Annotated in this window: 19 protein-coding genes; 10 read left to right on the top strand and 9 right to left on the bottom strand. The window is 64.3% G+C overall.

What is annotated here, in order from left to right; translation table 11 throughout:
* Positions 1-25 precede the first annotated feature (25 nt).
* Entirely contained in the window at positions 26-352 is a 327-nt protein-coding gene (gene rhaM, locus G3N95_RS31045; protein WP_205973917.1) for an L-rhamnose mutarotase, read from the bottom strand.
* Positions 353-513: 161 nt separating this feature from the next.
* On the opposite strand from rhaM, the gene G3N95_RS31040 reads away from it, so the two are divergent.
* Entirely contained in the window at positions 514-1,479 is a 966-nt protein-coding gene (locus tag G3N95_RS31040; protein ID WP_205973916.1) for a LysR family transcriptional regulator, read from the top strand.
* Positions 1,480-2,255: 776 nt separating this feature from the next.
* Here the strand turns inward: G3N95_RS31040 and G3N95_RS31035 are convergent.
* The 5 genes from G3N95_RS31035 to G3N95_RS31015 all read right to left on the bottom strand — a co-directional run bounded on the left by G3N95_RS31035 (position 2,256) and on the right by G3N95_RS31015 (position 7,536).
* A complete protein-coding gene (locus tag G3N95_RS31035; RefSeq protein ID WP_205973915.1) occupies positions 2,256-3,038 on the bottom strand; it encodes an SDR family NAD(P)-dependent oxidoreductase in 783 nt (260 codons plus the stop codon).
* 14 nt (positions 3,039-3,052) lie between these two features.
* The gene (gene rhmD / locus G3N95_RS31030; protein ID WP_205973914.1) at positions 3,053-4,231 is read right to left on the bottom strand and encodes an L-rhamnonate dehydratase; all 1,179 of its coding nucleotides are present in this window, start codon (positions 4,229-4,231) and stop codon (positions 3,053-3,055) included.
* Positions 4,232-4,271: 40 nt separating this feature from the next.
* Positions 4,272-5,603: an MFS transporter gene (locus G3N95_RS31025; RefSeq protein WP_205973913.1), complete on the bottom strand. Its 1,332-nt coding sequence runs from the start codon at positions 5,601-5,603 to the stop codon at positions 4,272-4,274.
* An 88-nt stretch (positions 5,604-5,691) separates the two neighbouring features.
* Positions 5,692-6,444 (bottom strand): SDR family NAD(P)-dependent oxidoreductase, encoded by a 753-nt coding sequence (locus tag G3N95_RS31020; RefSeq protein WP_205973912.1) that lies wholly within the window; start codon positions 6,442-6,444, stop codon positions 5,692-5,694.
* A 213-nt stretch (positions 6,445-6,657) separates the two neighbouring features.
* Positions 6,658-7,536: a hypothetical protein gene (locus G3N95_RS31015; RefSeq protein ID WP_205973911.1), complete on the bottom strand. Its 879-nt coding sequence runs from the start codon at positions 7,534-7,536 to the stop codon at positions 6,658-6,660.
* Positions 7,537-7,808: 272 nt separating this feature from the next.
* Here G3N95_RS31015 and G3N95_RS31010 point away from each other — a divergent pair, with 272 nt between their 5' ends.
* Entirely contained in the window at positions 7,809-8,588 is a 780-nt protein-coding gene (locus tag G3N95_RS31010; protein ID WP_205973910.1) for a hypothetical protein, read from the top strand.
* Between the two features lie 67 nt (positions 8,589-8,655).
* On the opposite strand, the gene G3N95_RS31005 is transcribed toward G3N95_RS31010, so the two are convergent.
* The 3 genes from G3N95_RS31005 to G3N95_RS30995 all read right to left on the bottom strand — a co-directional run bounded on the left by G3N95_RS31005 (position 8,656) and on the right by G3N95_RS30995 (position 13,241).
* Entirely contained in the window at positions 8,656-11,523 is a 2,868-nt protein-coding gene (locus tag G3N95_RS31005; RefSeq protein ID WP_205973909.1) for a CHAT domain-containing protein, read from the bottom strand.
* A 104-nt stretch (positions 11,524-11,627) separates the two neighbouring features.
* Complete coding sequence (locus G3N95_RS31000) at positions 11,628-12,380, bottom strand: hypothetical protein (RefSeq protein WP_205973908.1); 753 nt, start codon at positions 12,378-12,380, stop codon at positions 11,628-11,630.
* Between the two features lie 270 nt (positions 12,381-12,650).
* Positions 12,651-13,241 (bottom strand): hypothetical protein, encoded by a 591-nt coding sequence (locus tag G3N95_RS30995; protein ID WP_205973907.1) that lies wholly within the window; start codon positions 13,239-13,241, stop codon positions 12,651-12,653.
* A 218-nt stretch (positions 13,242-13,459) separates the two neighbouring features.
* On the opposite strand from G3N95_RS30995, the gene G3N95_RS30990 reads away from it, so the two are divergent.
* The 8 genes from G3N95_RS30990 to G3N95_RS30955 form a co-directional block, all read left to right on the top strand.
* Positions 13,460-14,515 carry a toll/interleukin-1 receptor domain-containing protein gene (locus G3N95_RS30990; protein ID WP_205973906.1) on the top strand — a complete coding sequence of 352 codons (1,056 nt, stop codon included), beginning with the start codon at positions 13,460-13,462 and terminating at the stop codon, positions 14,513-14,515.
* A gap of 337 nt (positions 14,516-14,852) precedes the next feature.
* Positions 14,853-15,521, top strand: a complete 669-nt coding sequence (locus G3N95_RS30985; protein ID WP_205973905.1) for an NAD(P)H-dependent oxidoreductase — start codon at positions 14,853-14,855, stop codon at positions 15,519-15,521.
* 419 nt (positions 15,522-15,940) lie between these two features.
* Positions 15,941-16,165: a transcriptional regulator gene (locus G3N95_RS30980; protein WP_205973987.1), complete on the top strand. Its 225-nt coding sequence runs from the start codon at positions 15,941-15,943 to the stop codon at positions 16,163-16,165.
* A gap of 139 nt (positions 16,166-16,304) precedes the next feature.
* A complete protein-coding gene (locus G3N95_RS30975; RefSeq protein WP_205973904.1) occupies positions 16,305-17,213 on the top strand; it encodes a ferritin-like domain-containing protein in 909 nt (302 codons plus the stop codon).
* Between the two features lie 109 nt (positions 17,214-17,322).
* The gene (gene iaaH, locus G3N95_RS30970) at positions 17,323-18,777 is read left to right on the top strand and encodes an indoleacetamide hydrolase (RefSeq protein ID WP_205973903.1); all 1,455 of its coding nucleotides are present in this window, start codon (positions 17,323-17,325) and stop codon (positions 18,775-18,777) included.
* Between the two features lie 8 nt (positions 18,778-18,785).
* Positions 18,786-19,535 carry a CDP-diacylglycerol diphosphatase gene (locus G3N95_RS30965; protein ID WP_205973902.1) on the top strand — a complete coding sequence of 250 codons (750 nt, stop codon included), beginning with the start codon at positions 18,786-18,788 and terminating at the stop codon, positions 19,533-19,535.
* Between the two features lie 139 nt (positions 19,536-19,674).
* A complete protein-coding gene (locus G3N95_RS30960; protein ID WP_205973901.1) occupies positions 19,675-20,763 on the top strand; it encodes a fatty acid desaturase in 1,089 nt (362 codons plus the stop codon).
* 232 nt (positions 20,764-20,995) lie between these two features.
* Positions 20,996-21,239: transposase (locus G3N95_RS30955; RefSeq protein ID WP_205973900.1), on the top strand; the 244-nt coding region annotated here is incomplete at its 3' end.

Below are 21,239 nucleotides of genomic sequence, written 5' to 3'. Positions count from 1 at the left end.
GCACGTGCGCCGCGAGCGTCGCGAATCAGTTGGAGGGATGCTGCAGTTCGAACACTGGCGTGAGCGCTTGCTGGAGCGGCGTATGGTCGGGCGCCGTCTGCATGATGTCGGCCATGTAGTCCCACCATTTGCGCATCACGGCGAGTTCGGGCAGGCGCTCCATGGAATGATCGGCCGTGCGCGTCAGTATCGCGAACAGATGATGCGTGTCGTCGTCGAGAAAGATCCGGTAATCGCGCACGCCGGCGTTGTGCAGCGCATCGACGAGTTCCGGCCAGATCTCCCGATGCCGGCGCTCGTACTCGTCGCGCATGCCGGGGTTCAGCACCATCCGGAAAGCGATTGTCTCCATGCCGGGTTTGTCTCCAGTGTCTTCTATCACTTGTTCTTGCCGCTCTCTAAGGTAGCGTCTTGATGCGACTATAATTCGGGCGTCGATAGCATCTCAATCCGTTGTTGGGATTGGGCGATACCCAAACCGAATCGCTGACCGACCCAACCTGCCGACCTTCCATGAGCCAGAACGCCGCCACCGTCGCCCTTGTCAACCGGCTCAAGTTCAAGCATCTAGCCTTGCTCGTCGCGCTCGACGACGCCCGCAACGTCCATCAGGCTGCCGATGCCATCAACGTTGCGCAGCCGAGCGCGAGCCGCATGCTCGGCGACATCGAAGAAGCGCTCGGCTTTCTGCTATTCGAGCGCAATGCGCGCGGGATGCAGCCGACGCCGCTGGGTGTGGTTACCTTGGCCTATGCGCGGCGCGCGTTGGCGGAGCTGACTCGTTTCGCCGAGGATCTCGATGCGAAGCGCAAGGGCGGCCACGGGCAATTGACGGTTGGCGCGATCATGGGCGCCGCGCCCGATCTGCTGGCGATGGCTGTCGCTGCGCTCAAGACCGAGCGGCCGCTGCTGCATGTATGCATTCTCGGCGAGACCAGCGATCAGGTGGTGCAATTGCTGCACCGCCGCGAGGTTGATCTTGCGCTGGGTCGTTTGACGGATCCGCTGCAGCATAATGATTTCAGTTTTGAGCCGCTGGCCAGGGAGACGCTGACGCTCGTGGTTCGGTCCGTGCATCCTCTCGCGAGGCGGTCTTCTATTTCGCTGCGCGAGCTGATGGAATGGCCCTGGGTTGCTCAGCCTATTTCGAGTCCGGCTCGGGTTCTGTTCGAAGAAGAACTCGCTCGGGCCGGGCTTGGCACGCCGGCCAATCTCACTGAATGTGCTTCGATATTCGCTACCCTGCAGTTGCTGGAAAATTATGACGCAGTCGCCATGTTGCCCGAGTCCGTCGTCAGGGATCACGTGCGTGGCAAGCTGCTTGTTGCGCTGCCGGTTGAGATCGGCAAGAGCCTTGCCGGGTTTGGCATCCTCACAAGGAAGGATGAGGCTCTTGCTGAGCCTGCGCAGCGGTTTGTTGAGTTGCTGAGGGTGCACTCTGCGAGGCTTTCTAAAGATGAACCGCTAGCTGTGCAGTAGGCTTTTCTGTCTGCGACGCAGTCGCCATTCTGGGTTTTTTGCTGGCGAGTGCTTTTTTTTTCGCTGGCATCCGCGATTTCGTAGTGGTTCTTCATGCGTTGCCCCTGTGCGGGGCGGCACTTACTTTCTTTGCCGCCGCAAAGAAAGTAAGCAAAGAAAGCGGGCTAACACCGCCAGTCCTTGTTTTTGCCTGCGGGCCCCCGACAGTTCTTACGCTTCACGCGGCAACGCGTCCGTTTGCGCGCGTTGCCAGCGTGCTAACTCACGCATCACCCGCTTCACACTCTCGCGTCACGGGCCGCGTTACCAGACGTTCGCGGCCGCCCAGGTGGCAAACTGTGTGTAGGCCGTCGCGATCGAAGTGCACCACTCCGGACTGAAAAGCGGATCGGTGTCGTAGTATCGCCAACGCAGACGGCGCGACAAGCTACACACAGTTTGCCACCTGGGCGGCGCGGACGGGGCGCTGCCGCTGGCTGCCTGCGGGTGATTGGAGTGGGTGATGCGCCTGTTCGAGGCGCTGGCAACGCGCGCAAAACAAAGTGTTGCCGTGTGGAGTGCGGGACCGGCTGGGGGCCCGCAGGCAAGAACACGGGCTAGCGGTGTGAGCGGCTTTCTTTTGCCTACTTTTCTTTGCCGCTGCAAAGAAAAGTAGGTGCCGCCCCGCACAGGGGCAACGCATGAAGAACCACTACGAAATCGCGGATGCCACCGCAATTAAGGCGCTCGCCAGCAAAAAAAAACCAGAATGGCGACTGCGTCGCAGACAAAAAAGACTACTGCAAATTCACAAACAACCCACCATCAACAAGCAAAGCAGCACCGGTAACATACCTGGCCCGGTCGGAGGCCAAAAACACCACACACTCGGCGACATCATCAGGTCGCCCCAACCTTCCGAGAGGAATCCGCTTCTCGAAGTAAGCCTTCTTGCCTTCATCGGCAAGGTCCTCGGCATTGAGATCGGTGGCAATCGTGCCGGGCATGACAGAGTTACACCGGATCCCATAGGGCCCCAGCGCAACAGCACATGACTGCATCAGAGAATGCACACCAGCCTTGGTCGGCGTGTAATGCGTCTGCATGCCGCCGCCGACCAACGCACTAATCGAACTCGTCGCAACGATCGCCCCACCCGTGCCCTGCACCTTCATCTGCTGTGCCGCAGCCTGCGTAACAAAAAATGCGCCGTTAAGATTGACGGCAACGGTGGTTTCGAGCACCTCGGCAGGCATATCCAGAAACGCATGAAACGGACAAATGCCCGCATTGCTGGCCAGCACATCGACCTTACCAAAGGCATCGACTGTCCGCGCCACAAGCTCAACGCCCGTTGCCCTCAAAGCGACATTGCCCTCGACGGCGATCACCCGCCGCCCCAACCCCTCGATCTCGCTAACGACCTCCTCGACGGCCGATCGCCGGTCATAGGATGCATCGTTGTCGCCCCAGTAATTGATGGCGACATCCGCGCCTTCCCGCGCACACGCCACTGCGATCGCGCGGCCAATGCCGCGCGAGCCGCCCGTCACGATCACCGACTTGTCTTTCAGCAGCACAGACGTCTCCTGGTTCAATGCTGATAAGGCCGTTCGAGCTTGCACTCGGGATTGAGCCGCACGCCGAAGCCCGGCGTGTCGGGCACCTTCATGCGCCCATTGACGGGCACCGGCTCGTCGAGCAGCAGCGGCGTGAACATCGGCACGACCTGATCGGCCTTCGGCGCCATCATCAGAAACTCGGCGAACGGCGAGTTGTGGCGCGTGACGACGAAGTGATAGCTGTACACCGACGACCCGTGCGGCACGACCAGCACGTTATGCGCATCGGCGAGCGCGGAAATCTTGACCAGCTCCGTGATGCCGCCGCACCAGCCCACATCAGGCTGGATCAGATCGCAGCAACCCATTTCGAGCAGCATCCGGAAACCCCAGCGCGTCGCCTCGTGCTCGCCCGTCGACACCATCATGCCGCGCGGCACATTGCGGCGCAGTTCGGCGTAACCCCAGTAGTCGTCGGGCGGCAAGGCTTCTTCGATCCACTTCAGCCCATACTCGTGCGCCGCCTTCGCAAGCTTCGTCGCATATGTCACGTCGAGACTCATCCAGCAGTCGTACATCAGCCAGAAATCGTCGCCGACGCGGTTGCGCATTTCGGCCAGCTTGTCGATGTTCTTGCGCAAGCCCTCTTCGCCTTCGGCCGGATTGTGCTGCAACGGCAGCTTGCCGCCGATAAAACCCATCTGCTTCGCCAGATCGGGCCGCGCACCCGTCGCGTAGAACTGCAGTTCGTCGCGCACCGGCCCTCCCAATAGTTGATACACGGGCTCCTTGCGCACTTTCGCGAGCAGATCCCACAGCGCGAGATCGACGCCTGAAATCGTATTCAGCACGACACCTTTGCGCCCGTAATACAGCGTCGCGAAGTACATCTGATCCCACATCTTCTCGATGTCCGTCACGCGCTGCCCTTCGAGGAAGCGCGCCAGATGCTTCTCGACGATGAACGCGCCGATCTCGCCGCCCGTCGTCACCGCGAAGCCGACCGTGCCGTCGCTCGCCTCGATTTCGACGACCAGCGTGCCCAGCACGTTGATGCCGAACGACTGCCGGCTTTGCCGGTATTCGGGGTAACGCGCCATCGGCGTCGAGATGTGATCGTCGATCCAGTGTCCGTCGGCCTGATCGTGATAGTCCGCGCCGCCGCCGCGGACGACGAAGGCACGCACGTGCCGGATAGTGGGCATCGCCATGTTCTAAAGCTCCGTTCGTGGGTTGCGTGCGCCGCGCGTGTCAGCGGGCGCGATGAATGGGTTGCGGGAATGCCGAGGTATCGCGGCTCGCGTCGCGGCGCATCAGCGTGCCGATCAGCAGCGCGGCCAGCAGGCTCGCCGCACCGAGCAGCAACAGGCCCGCCGAGCCCGACTGGAACGCGTGCTCCGCGCTCGTGCGCAGCGTCGGCGCGATGAAGCCGCCCAGGCTGCCGAGCGAGTTGATCAACGCGATACCGCCTGCCGCCGCCGCGCCCGTCAGATAGCGCGTCGGGAATGTCCAGAAGAGCGGTTGCGCCGCGATGAACCCGCTCGCCGCACAGCACAACGCCAGCAACGCGGCGAGCGGGCTATGCGCGACACCCGACACGCCGATGCCGCATCCCGCCAGCACCAGCAGCAAGACGGCCCAGCGCCGGTGCGTGCCCGCCGCGTCCGCGCGGCGCGGCACGTACCACGTCAGCGCGAGCGCGCAAATCCACGGCACGGCGGCAACGAGACCGACGCGCAGACCGACCGACACGCCCATCAGCGCGGCCACCTGCTGCGGCAGATAGAAGATCACGCCGTACACGCTCATCTGGATCAGCAGATAGATCGCCGACAACTGCAGCACGCGCCGGTCGACCAGCGCCGCAAGCAGGTTGTGCGGGCCGTGCGCGGCGGCAGCACGCGCGTCGTCGTCGAGTGCGGCGCTCAAAGTCTTGCGTGCATCGGGCGTGAGCCAGCGCGCATCCTCGGGACGATCGTCGAGATAGAAGAACGCCCACACGCCGACCACCGACGCCAACCCGCCTTCGATCAGAAACAGCCACTGCCAGCCCGCCAGATCGAACGCGCCATGCAGGTCGAGCAGCAAGCCCGACAGCGGACTGCCGAACATGAACGCGAGCGGCGCGCCGAAATAGAACACGCCGACGGCACGCGCACGAGCCGATTGCGGAAACCAGCGCGTGAGGTAATAGATGACGCCGGGGAAGAAGCCGGCCTCGGCGACGCCGAGCAGAAAGCGCAGCGCATAGAAGCTGGTCGCCGTATGCGCGAGGCTCATCGCCGCCGACACGAGGCCCCACGTCACCATGATCCGGCACATCCAGAGCCGCGCGCCGACGCGATGCAGCAGCAGGTTGCTCGGCACTTCGAAGAGCGCATAGCCGACGAAGAACACGCCGGCGCCGAACGCGAACGCCGCGTTCGAAATGCCCGTGTCGTGCTGCAAGGCCTTCTGCGCAAAGCCGATGTTCGCGCGATCGAGGAACGCCAGCACGTACATGAGCAGCAGGAACGGCAGCAGGCGCCGCATGACCTGGCTGACGGTGGCGTCGAGCGTCGTCGCGGATAGGGTCCGGTTCATCGAGTCTCCAGTGGCCTTCATGCGAAGGCCCCGGCGGCATGCATGTGCCGCCATTGTCGTGATCGCGTCGTGATCGCTGCTCAGCGGCCTAGTAAGTCGCGCGTCCGCCCGACAGATCGAACACCGAACCCGTGCTGAACGCGCAGTCTTCCGAACCAAGCCACAGAATCAGCGACGCAGCTTCGTCGGGCAGCAGGAAGCGGTTCATCGGTATTTTGGACAGCATGTAGTCGATGTGTTCCTGCTTCATCGAATCGAAGATTTCGGTCTTCGCCGCGGCCGGCGTGACGGCGTTGACGAGGATGTTCTTCGTCGCGAGTTCCTTGCCGAGCGATTTGGTCAGGCCGATCAGACCCGCCTTCGACGCGCTGTAGTGCGACGCGTTCGGATTGCCTTCCTTGCCCGCCACCGAGGCGATATTGACGATGCGTCCGTAACCCTGCTTCAGCATCTGCGGCACGACCGCGCGGCACACGAGATACGGGCCGATCAGATTCACGTCGATCACCTGCCGCCACACGTCCGGTGCGAGTTCCCATGTCGTGCCGTTGCCACCCGTGATGCCCGCGCAGTTGATCAGCACGTCGATCGCGCCGAACGCGGCGAGCGTCTTGCCGACGGCGGCTTCGATCTGCGCCTCTTGCGTTTGATCGACGGTGACGGCGCAGACCTTGCCGAGTTCGGCGAGTTCGCGCTCGCTGCGCGCGAGCCGCTCCGCGTCGAGATCCCATAGTGCGACGGCGGCACCCGAGCGCAGCGCGCGCTGCGCAACCGCATAGCCGATGCCCCGCGCGCCGCCCGTAATGACGACGACACGCCCCTCCAGATCGATTCGATTCATGCTTGCGCTCCTGTGCTCCTGATGCGCGTGGCTGCCGCGCATTCGTTTTCTATGGACCGTGGCTGATGCACGGCCCTCGGTGTACGCAATATAAATCGGTGACCGATACGGGAACAATTCGACTGTTGGATGGGGTGATAACAAAAGCGGATCGACGGGGACGAACGCGGACATGTCAAGGCGCACCGTAGACGCGGACAAACGGGCAAGGGTCTACGCAATCCCGAGCACGGAGCAGATCCGTTCGACATAACGCGGCGCCATCTTGTCGTAGCCGTCGCCCGTCGGATGGATTTCGTTTTCCCAGTCGTTGCTGACGCCGGTCGAATCGTCGAGGGCGCGGGTCAGCGACTTGCGCGTGTCGATCACGTACACATTTGGCAAACCGAGGTTCAGCGTGATGTCGGCGAGTTTGTCGATGAACGCGTCGGCGAGCGTGTCCCAGTCCTGCACGGGAATCCTGTAGGTCACCAGCGCGGGCATCAGCCACGGACCGAGTCCCGGAATCGCGGGACTCGGACGCGGCGTCGCGTAGTCGTACGTGTGCGTGAAGATGGGCGTGTTGCGGTTGCCCTGGCTCTTCGAGCGCATGAAATCCAGCGCCTTGAACTGCAGCGTCAGATGGTTCGCGAAGTTCGCCCAGCCGTCACGGGAGATGTATCGATTGATGGAAAGCGGCCCATCCCATTCCTCCTGCGTCAACAGCAGACGCTCGTGCGGCGCGACGGGCACCTGGTCCGCGTCGACGGGCGGCACCTGCACGGCGTCGATCAGATCGTTGCCGCCCGCCGACAGCAGGATCGCGTTCCATGGCTGCTCCCTCGGCCCCGCGAGCAACGCGAAAAACATCGGGTCGCGCCGCATGTCGACCATATGCGCGAGCGTGTCGCCGGGATCGGCGCAATTCACCGTGACCGTGCGCTGTGGAAACTGCATGTGATCGAGCAGCCGCGACGCGGCCCACGGCTTGAGCGTGCTGATCGAAAACCACGAATCGCCCTGCGCGAGAAACTGCCAGTTGAACGGACTGAGATCGGGCGCGTGCTGCGTGCCCATCTGCTGCGAGGAAAACACTTTCATCTGGGTCGACATGACTTCCTCCATCGCCTCCGCGTGACGCTCCGCGCCGCTGCGTTCCCGCTCGCGGCGAGCCGCAGTCAGTGTGGGTTGCCGAACGCTTCGCGGAAAAATGCCTAAACATCGATCGCACTTGACCTACCCTGATTGAACGTGCCGACACAGGCACAGCGGCCGCAGCCGATGGCCGATCCATGCGCCCGTCGCCGCTGCTGCCAGCGTCCGCCCGCGCCCCCCACGCCGAATCATTCCCCCCGACCGTTCTCATTCCGCATGGGAGTTTCACCATGAGCACTCCAACCGCCGCGCAAGCGACTGCCTTCGTGAACGATGCCGAACTGCCCGCGCCGCATCGCCGCCGCGGCGCCGAGCCCGACGCCCCGCCGCCCGTCTTCGATGCGTCGAAGGACCAGGCCGTCGTGGCCGGCTCGGGCGTCGTGTCGTTCAAGGCGGGAATTCCCGCCGCGCGTCGGCAGGCCGTCGCCGACTCGCTGCTGCTCGCGCAACTGATCCTCAAAAACAAGGGCGTCTCGCCCGACGACACGCAGAACTGGTATCACGGCTACGGCAGCGTGCTCGCGAACCTCGGCTGGCTCGTCCAGACCTGCGAGCTGACCGACTACGTGTCCGGCGAAGCGGGCCTCGACGTGCACGAAGCGATCATGGCCGTCGCGGCCGTGCTGCTCGGCCCGGGCGCCGTCGCCGCCGCGCCGCTGATCGAAGCGACGCTCAAGGCCTTGCAGTCGATGGACACGTCGACACCCTGGATCACGCTCTTCAATCGCGAGAGCCGGCGCGCGAACACGGCGAGCTTCCAGATCGCGCTCGCCGAGCCCGACGCCGACGGCAACCTCACCGTGTCGCTGATGGCTTTCTCGCTGTCCGCGAGCACCACCGTCACGCAAGTGCTGTTCGTCAAGGTGACCAACAACGACGCCAGTCTGAAGCGCTTTTCAACGACGGCACAGATCAACCTGTCCGTGCTCGACGCCGTGCAAGGCACGCTGCAACAAAAGGTGGCGAGCTTCACGAGCAGCTATCTGAGCGCACTGCCCGATCTGTCGTAACGCATCTGCCCGGCCGCGCGCGCTTCAGTGCGCGCCGGGCACGCTGTCTGCCCGGCTCAGTCACTCGTCAATCGCCCCACTTCCTGAGCATCGCCAGCAACTGCACGCCGGCCGCCTTTTCGGCATCGCTCGCCGCAGCCTGATTCACGTAGCGGGTCAGCACGAAATCGCACTGATCGAACACCGAACTCCAGTAGCTTCGCGCCGGCACACGCGTGTGCAGATCGTCGAAATCGTCGCGGATCGCGGGAAGACTGCATTCGAGTTGCCGCGCAGCGAGGCTTTCGTAAATGCGCAACTCCGTGCCCGCCGAAATGTTCCAGAAGCCCGGGTCGTCGCGCGCCTGCTGTTCGATCAGGCGTCTCAACCTGGCGACGGAATCCGCATCGAAGCCGCTCACGCTGTCCGCGCCCATGCCGGCCATCAATTCGGCCGCGAGCCGGTTCATCAACGGATAGAACGTCGCCGAGTCGCTGCGCGCGTCGCCGAGCTGCTCGGCCTCGCGGTACAGGTCGAGCATCGTGCCGATCGCTGCGCACTCCGCCGCCGCATTTCCCGCGACGCGCTCGATCAGCGCGATTCGCTTGTGCGCCGCCGCGCAGATGCTCAGACGATCGACCGTGCGCTGCACGGCCAGCAGCGACTGCAGCAGCACCAAGGTGGCGTCGATCTGACTGCGCGCCGCGTCGATATCGGCCGCCGACGCGCCGCCCGGCTGCGCCGTCTTCGCTTTCAGCGCGGTCCAAGCGAGTTTGGCCTGCAGGCTCGCGAGCTGATCGGTCGCGGAAAAGGTAGCGAGGCCGTCGCCGACGCTCACCGCCCGCGCGAACCACGCGACGGCCTTGTCGTCGTTCTTCGCGGCAGCCCACGCGCGGCCGTACGCTTCGGCGACGTTGCCGCGCGCGCCCCAGCGTTCGCCGAACCGTTCGTCGAGGTATTGCAGGCGCTCCGTCGATTCCAGCGCTTCGAAGCGCGCGGCCGTTTCGAGTTCTTCGAGCGCGAGCACGAGCGATACCGCCGATGCGATGCCCGCATAGCGCTCGTCGGGCGAACGTTCGCGCACGCCCGTGCTGCCCGCTGCGGGTTCCAGCGTCCAGTTGGCGTCGCCATAGCATTGATACGCGGCCCACGTATTGCCGCCGCACAGCCAGGCTGCGTCGCGCGCGGCGGCCACCGCGTCGAGGAAGCGTTCGCCGTCGAGCAGCCGCCGATAGAAGGTGGTCGCGAACTTCTGCGCGGGCTCGTCGTCGACGGCCCAGCCCGCTGCAATCACGCACTTCACACCGATACGGATCAGCGACTCGGCGACGTTCGCGGCATAGCGCGGCCGGTCGTACGCGGGCACGTCCGCCTGCGCCAGCAATTGATCGCCGCTGCGTGCCGCCAGATAGCAGCAGTTCACGAACACGAGGGCCGGCGTGCGTTTCAACATGCCGATCTCGCGCGGCCCGAGATAGATGCCGTCCGACAGCACCACGCCGCGCAAGCGATCTTCACCGTCGCCGACTGTATTGGCTTCGTCGGCGGGCGGCTCGCCGTGCCCCGAAATGTGCAGCACGCGCCAGTCGTGCTCGAGCAGCGTGCTGACGATCATGCGCGCGTCGGGACCGCGCTCGCCATCCGTGTGCGCGACCAGCCCGGTGACGCCCGCGACGCCGACGCGCTCGCGCAGCATCCCCGCGACGGCGTCGGCCTCCGCCCGCGCGCCCGGCAAGGCGGGATAGCGCGGATCGTTCACATACGGCTCGCCGATCACCAGAATCTGCGCCTCACGGGACGCGTCGTCGACGCGCTGACGGAAATCGCCGACGCGCAGCTTGCGCAACAGCTTCGCGCGAATCGCCCACGGTCGCGGCGATTCGGCGCTGCGCAGCGAGGCATTCGTGGCGCTGTCGAGCATTTCCCACGGAATGCCCGCCGTACCGCCGTCGACTTCGATCTGCATCTCCGAGCCGCCTGCGAGGAACGGCTGCATTTCGCGCGGCACGATCAATTGATAGAGCACCTGGCCGATGTTCGCGTCGTTGTTGTCCGCGTTCGATGCCGCCTTCACCATTTGCGTGAGCAGACGCCCTTGCGTGGCCGTGGCGCGAACCTCGGTGCGTGCGCGGCGCGTGTCGAGCGTATAGACGATGTTCGTCTCACCCGCCGCGTCGATCTGCGTGACGGCGCTGATCAGGTCGTAGTCCGCGCCGCGATAGCTGCTGTCGAGCGGACGCTTCAGACCGCCCGTGCCGTCGCTCACGCATTCGTCGATGTCGTAGCAGTCGGGACTCGCCTGTTCGAGCAGCTTCAGCGAACGCCATGCGTCCGTCGAGCGATCCATGTACAGCTCGATCAGCCGCAAGTGGCCGACGGACGGCCAGTCGGTCACCGCGAGTTGCAGGTTGGCGTCGCGCACGCCCTCCGCGACGAGCCGCGCCGACTGGCCGGCCGCCATGCCCGAGCCGCCGCTGCCGATCAGCGTCGCCGCGAGCACGAATGATTCGGCGCGGCCCTCCGCGCTTTCCGCGAGCCGCTGCGACCACGCGATCACGCCGAGCCGCACGGTCGTGATGAGATCGCTGGCGCGCAGTTGCCCTTCGTTGCCCAGTCCGACCACGATCAGGCCGGCGGGACGCGGCAACTGGAACGGATGCGGCGAACGGAAGCCCGCGTTGACGAACACCTGCTGCGTGCCGATATGCTGCGGATAGCGCCCGAGCCGGATCGAAGTGCTGAGCGTGCCGCCGATCAGCTCGTCGCCGACACGCTCCACACCCGTCAGCGTCGCATCGCGATAGTGCCCGAGCAGCAGCGCTTCCTCGACGAACTGAATGTTGCCGTTGACGACGCTGATCTTCAGGCGCTTGCCCTGATCAGTGGCGGATGCTTGCGGCGGCTGCGGAAGCGCCGCGAGCACCTGGGGCGGCACGGATGTTTCGATGCTTTGCACGCTTCACTCCGTTGGGTCGGCCCGGCGGGTCGGCGGGTCGGCGTGACGCCCGAGCCGACACGCCGGTGGCGGGCTCCGGCGGTGAGCCCACCATAGAGGACGAATCAGCCGAGCCCTTCTTCGAACAGCAGCGCTTCGAGTTCGCGGCGGCGCACGAGACCCTGCATGTTCGGCTGGTTTTCCCAGAGCCGCTTCATCGAACGGAGCTGTTGGGGGATGTCGCTGAGATTGCCGTTCGCCACATCGGCGGCGATTGCGCGCATTTCGGTGTAGCGGTCGCCCGGTGCGCCGAACGACGGCCCGCGGTTATAGACGAGCGACACCAGCGCGCCCAGACAATCGGGCGAGAGCGTTGCCGCGTTCGGCAGCTTTGCGATGGTTTGCGCGATCGTGCGTTGCAGCGTGACCTGTCTGAATACGGTGTTGGCCGCTGCGAACGGCACGCTCACCGCCTTCACGCGCGGCAGCGCCTGTTGCGCGGCAGGACCCTTCAGGCCGCACACGCCGCCGAGCGTCGAAATGTCGGCGGGGGCGAGCTGCGCAGCGCTCCAGTCTGTCGACATGTGCTGCGCGTCGACGTAGCCGAGGTCGTAGCCGATGCCGATCGTGCAGCCGGACTGCCCTTGCGGCCACACGGGGTGCGTATAGAGCCGGTTGTATGCGGACTCGCTCGTGACCTCGAACGTGACGATCAACTCGACAGCTTTATCGGAAATGGGTGGCAACGCCGCGCGGCGGGTGGGCACCGGCGTGGGGTTGGTCTCGTCGTAAGTCTTGCGTTCTTCGTTTGAACCCGTGTCGGAAAGCAGTTCGGCAGACTGGATGGTTTGCGCGAGCAATGTGTCGAAAGCACTCATGGGGGAACTCCGGACAAGCACGAACAATGAGGCGCGTGTGCGCCAGCGGATGTGTGCCTGACAGATCGGCCGGTTCGTCGAGGCTTCAACGAGAATAGCAAAGCAAGCCGCATTGCCAAGGCCAGATTGTGCGTTCTGAGCGCTGCCGAACAGAAGCCGGTTTGCGTCGGTGTTGAGGTGTCGGGCGTGTGTGGCCGTAACGTGTTGGCCGTCAACGATTACGTTCTCAATCGGGTGCGACCGTTTCGTGCGGCATGACGAAAGCCGCTTTTACGCGCCGGCTGCGCGCAGCAGCGCCCGCGTGTCGATTCTGCGCACTTCGCCATGCCGCGCCCGCACGGCTTTCACGAGATCGTAGGTGCCGCCCGGCCCGTCGCCGCGCTCGCCGTCCCACACGCACAGCAGCCGCAATGCGCGTGCGCGGATCATTTGCGCCTCCGACAGCATCAGCAGATTGTTGCGGGTGAACGGATCTTCGCCCGGCTTCAAAGGACCGCATCGATCTTCCGCAAGCACGCACTCCGCCGCCGCTTCGATCACGCGGCGATACAGCGCGATCCAGCGTGGGCCGCCCGTCGCGACCGACCGCTCGATGAAGGTCGGTTCGTCGAAAGGCAGGTAGATGCGCAGCGTCATCCGGCGGTCGAGCGCGGCGCTCGCAAACAGCAGGTCGCTGCCGCACGCGGCGCCGCACACGCCGATATCGTTCGTGCCCGCGCCAAGCGCGTCCAGTTCGGCCGCAATCGCGCGCGCGACGCCCGCTTCGAGCCGCGCAGGAAAGCGTTCGACGGCGCGCTCCGGCGCATCGATCATGTGACCGCTAAAGAGCACGACCTGGTCTGCAGCGTCGGCCGTCATCATGCTTCACCTCGTGTTTTGCGGCGCTTTCCGTCGAGTCCACGCGCCGCGATGGTACGGGTACAGGCTCCATGGGGCACGGTCTGTCGTGCCTCCGCACATTCGACTATCGTCGCCCGCCACGCAAGGCTAACAGGACGCGCTTTGCTCTGCTTTAATGAAAGAGCGTTTGAATTGCAGGATTGGCTCGCCGTTCAACCCGATGAGGGAGGAATCGTTCGATGCGGCCCATTTTCATCAGTTACCGGCGCGAAGATTCGGAAGGCCAGGCGGGACGCCTGTTCGAATCGCTGCGCGAAGTATTCGGCGAGCACACGGTGTTCATGGACGTCGCGACGATCGAGCCCGGCGCCGATTTCCGGCGCGCGATCGAAACGAACATCGACAAGTGCGCCGTGCTGCTTTCGCTGATCGGCCGGACGTGGCTCACCATCACCGATCGCGAAGGCAAACGCCGTCTCGACAATCCGGGCGACTTCGTGCGCATCGAAACCGCTTCGGCGCTCAAGCGCGGCGTGACGGTGATACCCGTTCTGGTGCAAGGCGCGACGATGCCGCAGGAAGCGGACTTGCCCGCCGACATCAAGGATCTCGCTTACCGCAATTCCGTCGAACTGACGCACGCGCGCTGGGACAGCGACCTGCAATTGCTGATCAACGCATTGCGTGAGCACGCGGACAATGACACGTCAGACTCCACGGAGACGGACACATCGCACACCACGGAGGCGATGGGCGGCAACGGCCGCAACAAAGGCAAACGCGGCAGCGGTGGTAGCGGCAGCAAGCACATCTGGACGATCGGCGGCGCCGTCGCCGCCGTCGCGCTGATGGGCGCTGTCGTGCTGAAGCTGTCGGGTCCCGGCCACGAAGCGAAGGCGGATACGCCGCCCGCGTCGGAGCCCGTGCAGATCGCACCCGCTCAGCCGACCAAACCGGCGAGCAACGGCGACCAGATGGTGTCGAGGAAGGAGTTGCAACGGTCCGCCCATTTGCGCGGCGCGTGCGTGAAGCCCTTTATCTGGCGTCAGGCGCAACCCGGCGACAAGGTGTGCGTGACGCCGGAAACGCAAACGCGCATCCTCGCTGAAAACCGGGCGGCAAGCGAAAACCGCTCGCCCAATGGCGGCGTCTATGGCCCAGACACCTGCAAGACAGGTTTCGTCTGGCGTAATGCCTTCGATGGCGACGTCGTGTGCGTGACGCCCGAATCGCGGGACATGACGGCCAACGACAACACACTCGGCCCAAGACGGATCGTAGCCATGCCCCAGTAAGCAGGCGCGCGCTTCCGCTTCCCGCAGGCAAAAAAAGCCCCGGATTCTTGCGAAACCGGGGCTAATCCCATGTCAAGGCGTTCTCATGGAGGAGACGGTTCCATCCTGGCACCATCCCGCGTGCGTTCCAACGAAGCCTTTTGCACAAGCAATCCACGCCGGCGCACGCAGCCGATAACCCTGACGCCGTTATATCGTTAGAACAAAAAGTCGTTTCCCGCTGCTACCATCGGTCACTAACATGGCGTTTCAGGCCCATCGCCCGTTCGCATGACAGACATGCCGCATGGCACGAACATGCATCCGGCCGGCCGCCACCGCAGCAAGGAGCTTGACGTTGACCCGTTTCGACAAGAACCGCCGCCCTCTCGTGATCGGCATCGGCGGCACCACGCGCGCTGCCTCGTCCACTGAACGCGCGCTCGGCTTCGCGCTGCGCGGCGCCGAACAGGCGGGCGCGCGCACGCGGCTGTTCGGCGGCGCATTCCTGCATAGCCTGCCGCACTACGCACCCGAAAGCGCGCAGCGCACCGACGAACAACGCGAACTGATCGAGGCCGTGCGTCACGCCGATGCGCTGATCATCGCGACACCCGGTTATCACGGCGGCGTATCGGGCCTCGTGAAGAACGCACTCGATACGCTCGAAGAGCTGCGTGCCGACGAACGCCCTTATCTGGACGGCCGCGCGGTCGGCTGCATCGTTACCGCGTATGGATGGCAGGCGGCAGGTTCAGTGCTGACGTCGCTGCGCTCGATCGTGCACGCGCTGCGCGGCTGGCCGACACCGTTCGGCGCGGGCATCAACACGCTCGAAACGCGCTTCGAAACGGCCGACACCTGCTCGGATCCGAAGGTGGTCGATCAGCTCGCGACGGTCGGGCAACAGGCCGCGCAATTCGCGCTCGCATTTCGCTCGCATCATGCGGGTCACGCTGCTGCGCACGCTGCATCGGATGACGCCGACGATGCGCGCGGCTCGCGGGTGCTCGCGCTGGCGAACTGACCGGCAGATTTCTCACGACGATTCAAATGCCATGCGCTGCTTCGATGCGGCGCGTGGCGTTTTTGTGTGCGGCTGATATCGCGTGACGGCCGCGACGGGTCTTTCGCATACCTTAGCGGACTCGCGCCATCGGCCATCCGCCCATCTCTCCGGAACCTTCTCCGCACTGTACGAAACCGCACGGGCAACCGCACCGATGCGCGTCAGAATCGAGCCGTAACTAGCGGTTCCCTGAGCAGAACAGATCCCTCGCGAAAACTCAAAGCTTCCCCGGCCTGATTTGCTTCCGACGAATCGTTGGTTCAGTCGTCGAACGGGGTCGCTTACGCTTGGCGGGACGATCAGCAGCAGGGAGCAGTGCGATGAAAAATCCAAACAACTTCCGGACAAGTTCCGAACACCCGAAGCCAGAGAAGGCTTTGCGCGGGAACCGGCATCTCCGCTACAAAGGCTACGAAGTCGCGCCTGCTGCGCAGCGCCTGCCAAACGGTCTGTTTGCCGCGAACCTCACCATCGAAAAAACGACCTCCGCCAGCGGTGCCCATGCGTACTCGTTCGACGCGCTCGACTACTTCTTCGACGAAGAACACGCGCTCGCCTATGCGTACCGATGGGGACGTCTGTGGATCGACAGCCATCAGTAAGCGCCCGGACGCATTGCAATTCTTGACGCCGCACCGCGCCTAAAACGCGCGCGTCAGCATGGCGCATGCCCGCTCGACGTCACAAAATAACGGGGTATGACAGAATAGCCGGAACAACTAGCCAAAGATTCCGCCTGACATGTCAGACACCCTGATCACAGAAGCAGAAGCCGCTCATGATCATGCGATGCGCCACTGGACCTTCGATGGCCACACGCGCATGCGGATCGGCTCCGAAGAACACAAGCAGATGTTCTGCCGGATGCTGCTCGAAACGCATAACCCGTACAAGCCCGCTGTCATCGACTGGCCCCGGCTGCAGCCCGACGCGCTGAAGCGCATCACGTCGCTGCCCATCTGGGATATCGCCGTGCAGACGGAAGGCCGCGCGTCGATCCGCGTCTCCACCTACGCCGCACAGCTTCGAGATCCGCTGGTGCGCGAAGCGATCGAAATGGATGCCGCTGAAGAAGCGCGCCACAAGCACGTTCTGTCGCGCCTCGTCGCCGCATACGGCATCGAACTCGCGCCCGAACCCGAATACCCGGCACCGCGCGACCCGGAATGGGCGTGGATGTTCACGGGCTACAGCGAGTGCATCGACAGCTTCTTCGCGTTCGGCCTGTTTCGCTCCGCGCAACTGTCGGGCTATTTCCCCGAAGAACTCGTCGAAACCTTCGAGCCCGTCATCCAGGAAGAAGCACGCCATATCCTCTTTTTAATCAACTGGGTCACGTGGTACCGCCGCACGATGCCGTGGTGGCGGCGTCCGTGGCACTCGTTGCGGGTCGGCGCGATCTGGGTCAAGCTGATCTGGGACCGCGTCGCAATCGCGAAGGGCATCGACTCGAACGGCGTCGCACACGACTCGAACTTCCTGCCCGCCAACAGTGCGACCATTGGCCAGGCACTCTCGACGCGTCAACTAATCGAACTCTGTCTTCAGGAAAACGACCAACGGATGGCCGGCTACGACAAACGGCTCGTACGTCCGATACTCGTTCCGAAGCTCGCGCGCCTCGCGCTGCGGCTCATGCGCGCCCAGTAACGCGACCTGCCACGCAACCGGTCACGCCGCTGAAAGCGCCCATGAACGTGCCGCACGCCGCGCCCGCGGGCGTTTTCAAGACACGTTTTGATCGAGGGAGACAGATCACATGCAATGGACCGTCGATGAGCAACTCGCGCTGACAGCAACCCAGGCCGTCGCCGCTGTCCAGTCGGGACGCCTCAGCGCCACCGACTACGTCGCGACCTTGCTCGCGCGCGCCGCCGCACTCGCCACGCTCAACGCCTTCACGGCGATCGACATGGAAGGCGCGCTCGCCGCCGCGAAACGCATCGACGCCCTGCCGCCCGACGAACGAGCCCGTCTGCCGCTCGCGGGCCTGCCCGTCGTCATCAAGGACAACATCAACACGGCCGGCCTGCTCACTTCGGCAGGCACACCCGCGCTCGACGGCTTCAAGCCGAAGACGGACGCGCCCTCCGTGCGCAAGCTCATCGCCGCGGGCGCGATCGTGCTCGGCAAGACGAACATGCACGAACTCGCGTTCGGCATCACGAGCGCCAATCTGGCCCCGCACGCGGGTCCGGTGCGCAATCCGTACGATCCGTCGCTGATCGCGGGCGGCTCGTCGGGCGGCACGGCCGTCGCCGTCGCCGCGCGCGTCTCGCCCGCCGGGCTCGGCAGCGACACGGGCGGTTCGACGCGCATTCCCGCCGCGCTGACCGGCATCGCGGGCTTCCGGCCGTCCGTGGGCAACGGCGGCGCCGAGCGCCGCTATCACGACCCGCACGCGGTCGTCCCGATCAGCCATACTCGCGATACCGTCGGGCCAATGGCGCGCACCGTCGCCGATGTCGCGCTGCTCGACGGCGTGATCACGGGCGATGCGGCGCTGCCCGACGTGCAACTGTCCGCGCTGCGCATCGGCTTGCCCGAACCGCTGTGGGCGGAACTCGAACGCGCGACGGAAGATGTCGCGCGCGGCGCGCTCGCGAAGCTCGAAGCAGCGGGCGTCACCTTCGTACCCGTCGCGATGCCCGACTTGCTGCGGCTGAATGAACAGACGGGCGGCCCGATCGCAATCCACGAAGCGCTCGAAGACGTGCGCGATTACCTCGTCGCGAACGATGCGCCCGTCAAGACGGTCGGCGAGATCGCGGCGCGCATCGCGAGCCCCGACGTGCGCGAGATCTACGACGTCGTGCTGGCGGACGCGCTAGCGCAGCAGTATCCCAACGCCCTGCATAGCTGGCGTCCGCAATTGCAGCAGCACTATGCGGACACGTTCGCGGCCGAACAGCTCGACGCCCTGTTGTTCCCGACGACGCGTCTCGTCGCCGTCCCCATCGACGAAGTGAACGGCTCGTCGATCGTGTCGATCGACGGTGCGCCTGCCATCGAAGAAATGACGGCCTATCTGCGCAATACCGACCCCGCCAGCAACGCGGGTATTCCGGGCCTTTCGCTGCCCGCGGGGCTCACGCAGGAAGGCCTGCCCGTGGGGATTGAACTGGATGGGCCGCTCGGCAGCGACCGCCGGCTGCTCGCCATCGGCATCGCGTTCGAAGCGCTGCTCGGCACGGTACCCGCTCCGACTATCTGACAACTTTCATGATCCGACCACGCATCAGGCACCTGGCGGCGCTTGCCGTCGCGCTGTGGACGTCCGGCTGTGCGCTCATCGCGACAGCCGATCCCAACGCTCTCTGGAAAATCGTCGACCACCAATGTGTGCCCGCCGCGCGGGACTCTGGCAGCCCCGGCTTCTGCACGTCCGTCGATCTGCAGAAACGCTACGCGATCCTCAAGGACATCAACGGCAACACGCAATTTCTGCTGATTCCGACCGACCGCGTGACGGGCATCGAAAGCCCGAGCGTGCTCGACGCGAACGCACCCGATTACTGGGCCGACGCGTGGGCCGCGCGGCAATACGTGGGCTCGCGCATCGGCCTGACGTTTCCGCCGAATCAGCTCGGCCTCGAAATCAATTCGGCGTATCGCCGCTCGCAGCAGCAGTTGCATATTCATATGGACTGCATGCACGACAGCGTCATCAAGGACCTCGCGCGCTTCGGCACGATCGAGCCGGGACAATGGCACTGGACCACGCTCGACGGCAACCGGTACCGCGTGATGCGCGTGCTGTCGCTGACGGGCGCCGACGACCCGTTCCGGATCGTCGCGCGCGACCGTCAGGGCAGCGACGCGATGGCGCAACAGACCATTCTCGTGACAGGCGCCGGGCCCACCGACAAAGCCGGCTGGCTGGTCGTCAACAGCGGTCTGGAGCTCGACGACGGCAGCGGCTCGGCCGAGCCACTGCTCGATCACGCGTGCGAAATCGGCATGCATCGGTAAAGGCGCTGGGCATTTGTTCAGGCTTCGCGCATAACGCAGGCTAAATCCGCTTTGCTCACATGCTTTGCCGAACAAATTGGTTCGGCGGCGGCGGGCTCGCCTTTAGGATCGGTTGGACTGCAATACGACCGATCCGCCGATGTCCTTCTATCTCGACGACGCACAGCGTCAGACGCTCGCCCGACGACGCAAGAGCTTCACCTGGTGCACCGAATGGCCGACGTGGCTGTTGATCGGCACGATCTACGGCGGATGGTTTTTTGTCGCGAGCCATGCGCGGGTGCTCGGGCTGAGCGTCGCGATTGCGCTGCTCGCCGTGTTCAGCGCATGGTACATGTCGCTCCAGCACGAACTGCTGCATGGACACCCGACGCGCTTCGCGTTCGTCAACGGCCTGATCGGCTTTGCGCCGCTGGCCGTGTGGTTTCCGTACCGCGTCTATCGCGACCTGCATTTGCAGCATCACGACGACCCGCATCTGACGCATCCCGAGATCGATCCCGAGAGCTACTTCGTCAGCAGTGACGCATGGCGGCAGGCGGGACCGCTGACGCGCGCGTTGCTCGTCGCGCGCAACACGTTCTTCGGACGCCTGCTGCTCGGCCCCGCGTTTTCGATTGCGGCGACGGCGACTCAGGCGCTGCGCAAACCGCTGCGTGGCGACTGGTCGGACGTTCCCGCGTGGCTCGCGCATTTCGCCGCGCTCGCCGTGCTGATGGTGTGGCTCGATCGCGTATGCGGGATTGCGCCGTGGCTGTTCATCGCGGGAGTCGGATATCCGGCGCTGGCGTTGAGCGCCGTGCGCTCGTTTCATGAACATCGCGCGGCCGGTTCGCACGAACAGCGTTCCGTCATCAACGAGGCCGCCTGGTTCTGGCGTCTGCTGTTTCTGAACAACAACTATCACCTCGTGCATCACGACCTGCCGCATGTGCCGTGGTTTGCAATTCGGAGAGTCTACGAGGCTTCCCGCCAGCAGTATGCTAAACGCTCTGGAGGCTTTCTAGTCAAGGGTTACAGCGAATGGCTCACGCGATATGGTCTCACTGTGGTGGCGCATCCAGTGGCTGGCAGCAGATCCGCTCGCTGCCAAGAAAATCCGCCAGCTTCCATCGGTTCTGCAGGTAAATTGCAGGTAAAGTTCATGGTAGTTGTCCGTGACGGAGCTTGCCATGAAGCTTACCTATCCGGTTCTGCTGAACGCGAAACCACAAGCCAAGCCCTATAAGCGATCGGCGTCTTGACGGCTCGCGAGGTAGAACCCTTGGATGAAGACCTAAGTGCACGACTATCCGGATATTTGGCTAAGAGCGCCCGGCACTTGTCTAGCGCCTGTTTTAAAAGAAGTCGTCGATCACGTTTCATTTGTTTGACAAGATGCTAAGGAATCTCTGCAAAAGTCCTGGCGTTAGCGCGCGGGTGGAGTATCCTGGGATCAGTCGAATTCAAGGAGTGGCGCGATGACACAGCTCGGTCTTGGTCTGGATCTGTCGACGAAGCGCACGCGCAAGCGCGAGTTTCTCGATGAGATGAACCGCGTGGTGCCGTGGCAGAAACTGATTGCACTCATCGAGCCGCACTACCCCAAAGGCAAGACCGGGCGCCCGCCGTTTCCAGTCGCGACGATGTTGCGCATTCACTTCATGCAACAGTGGTTCAGCCTCTCGGACCCGGCGATGGAGGAGGCGCTGCACGATATCCCGC

The organism is Paraburkholderia sp. Tr-20389, assembly GCF_017104565.1.
GTDB lineage: Bacteria > Pseudomonadota > Gammaproteobacteria > Burkholderiales > Burkholderiaceae > Paraburkholderia.
Note: the sequence above shows the minus strand (reverse complement) of the source record. Positions and strands in the feature narration are given on the sequence as shown.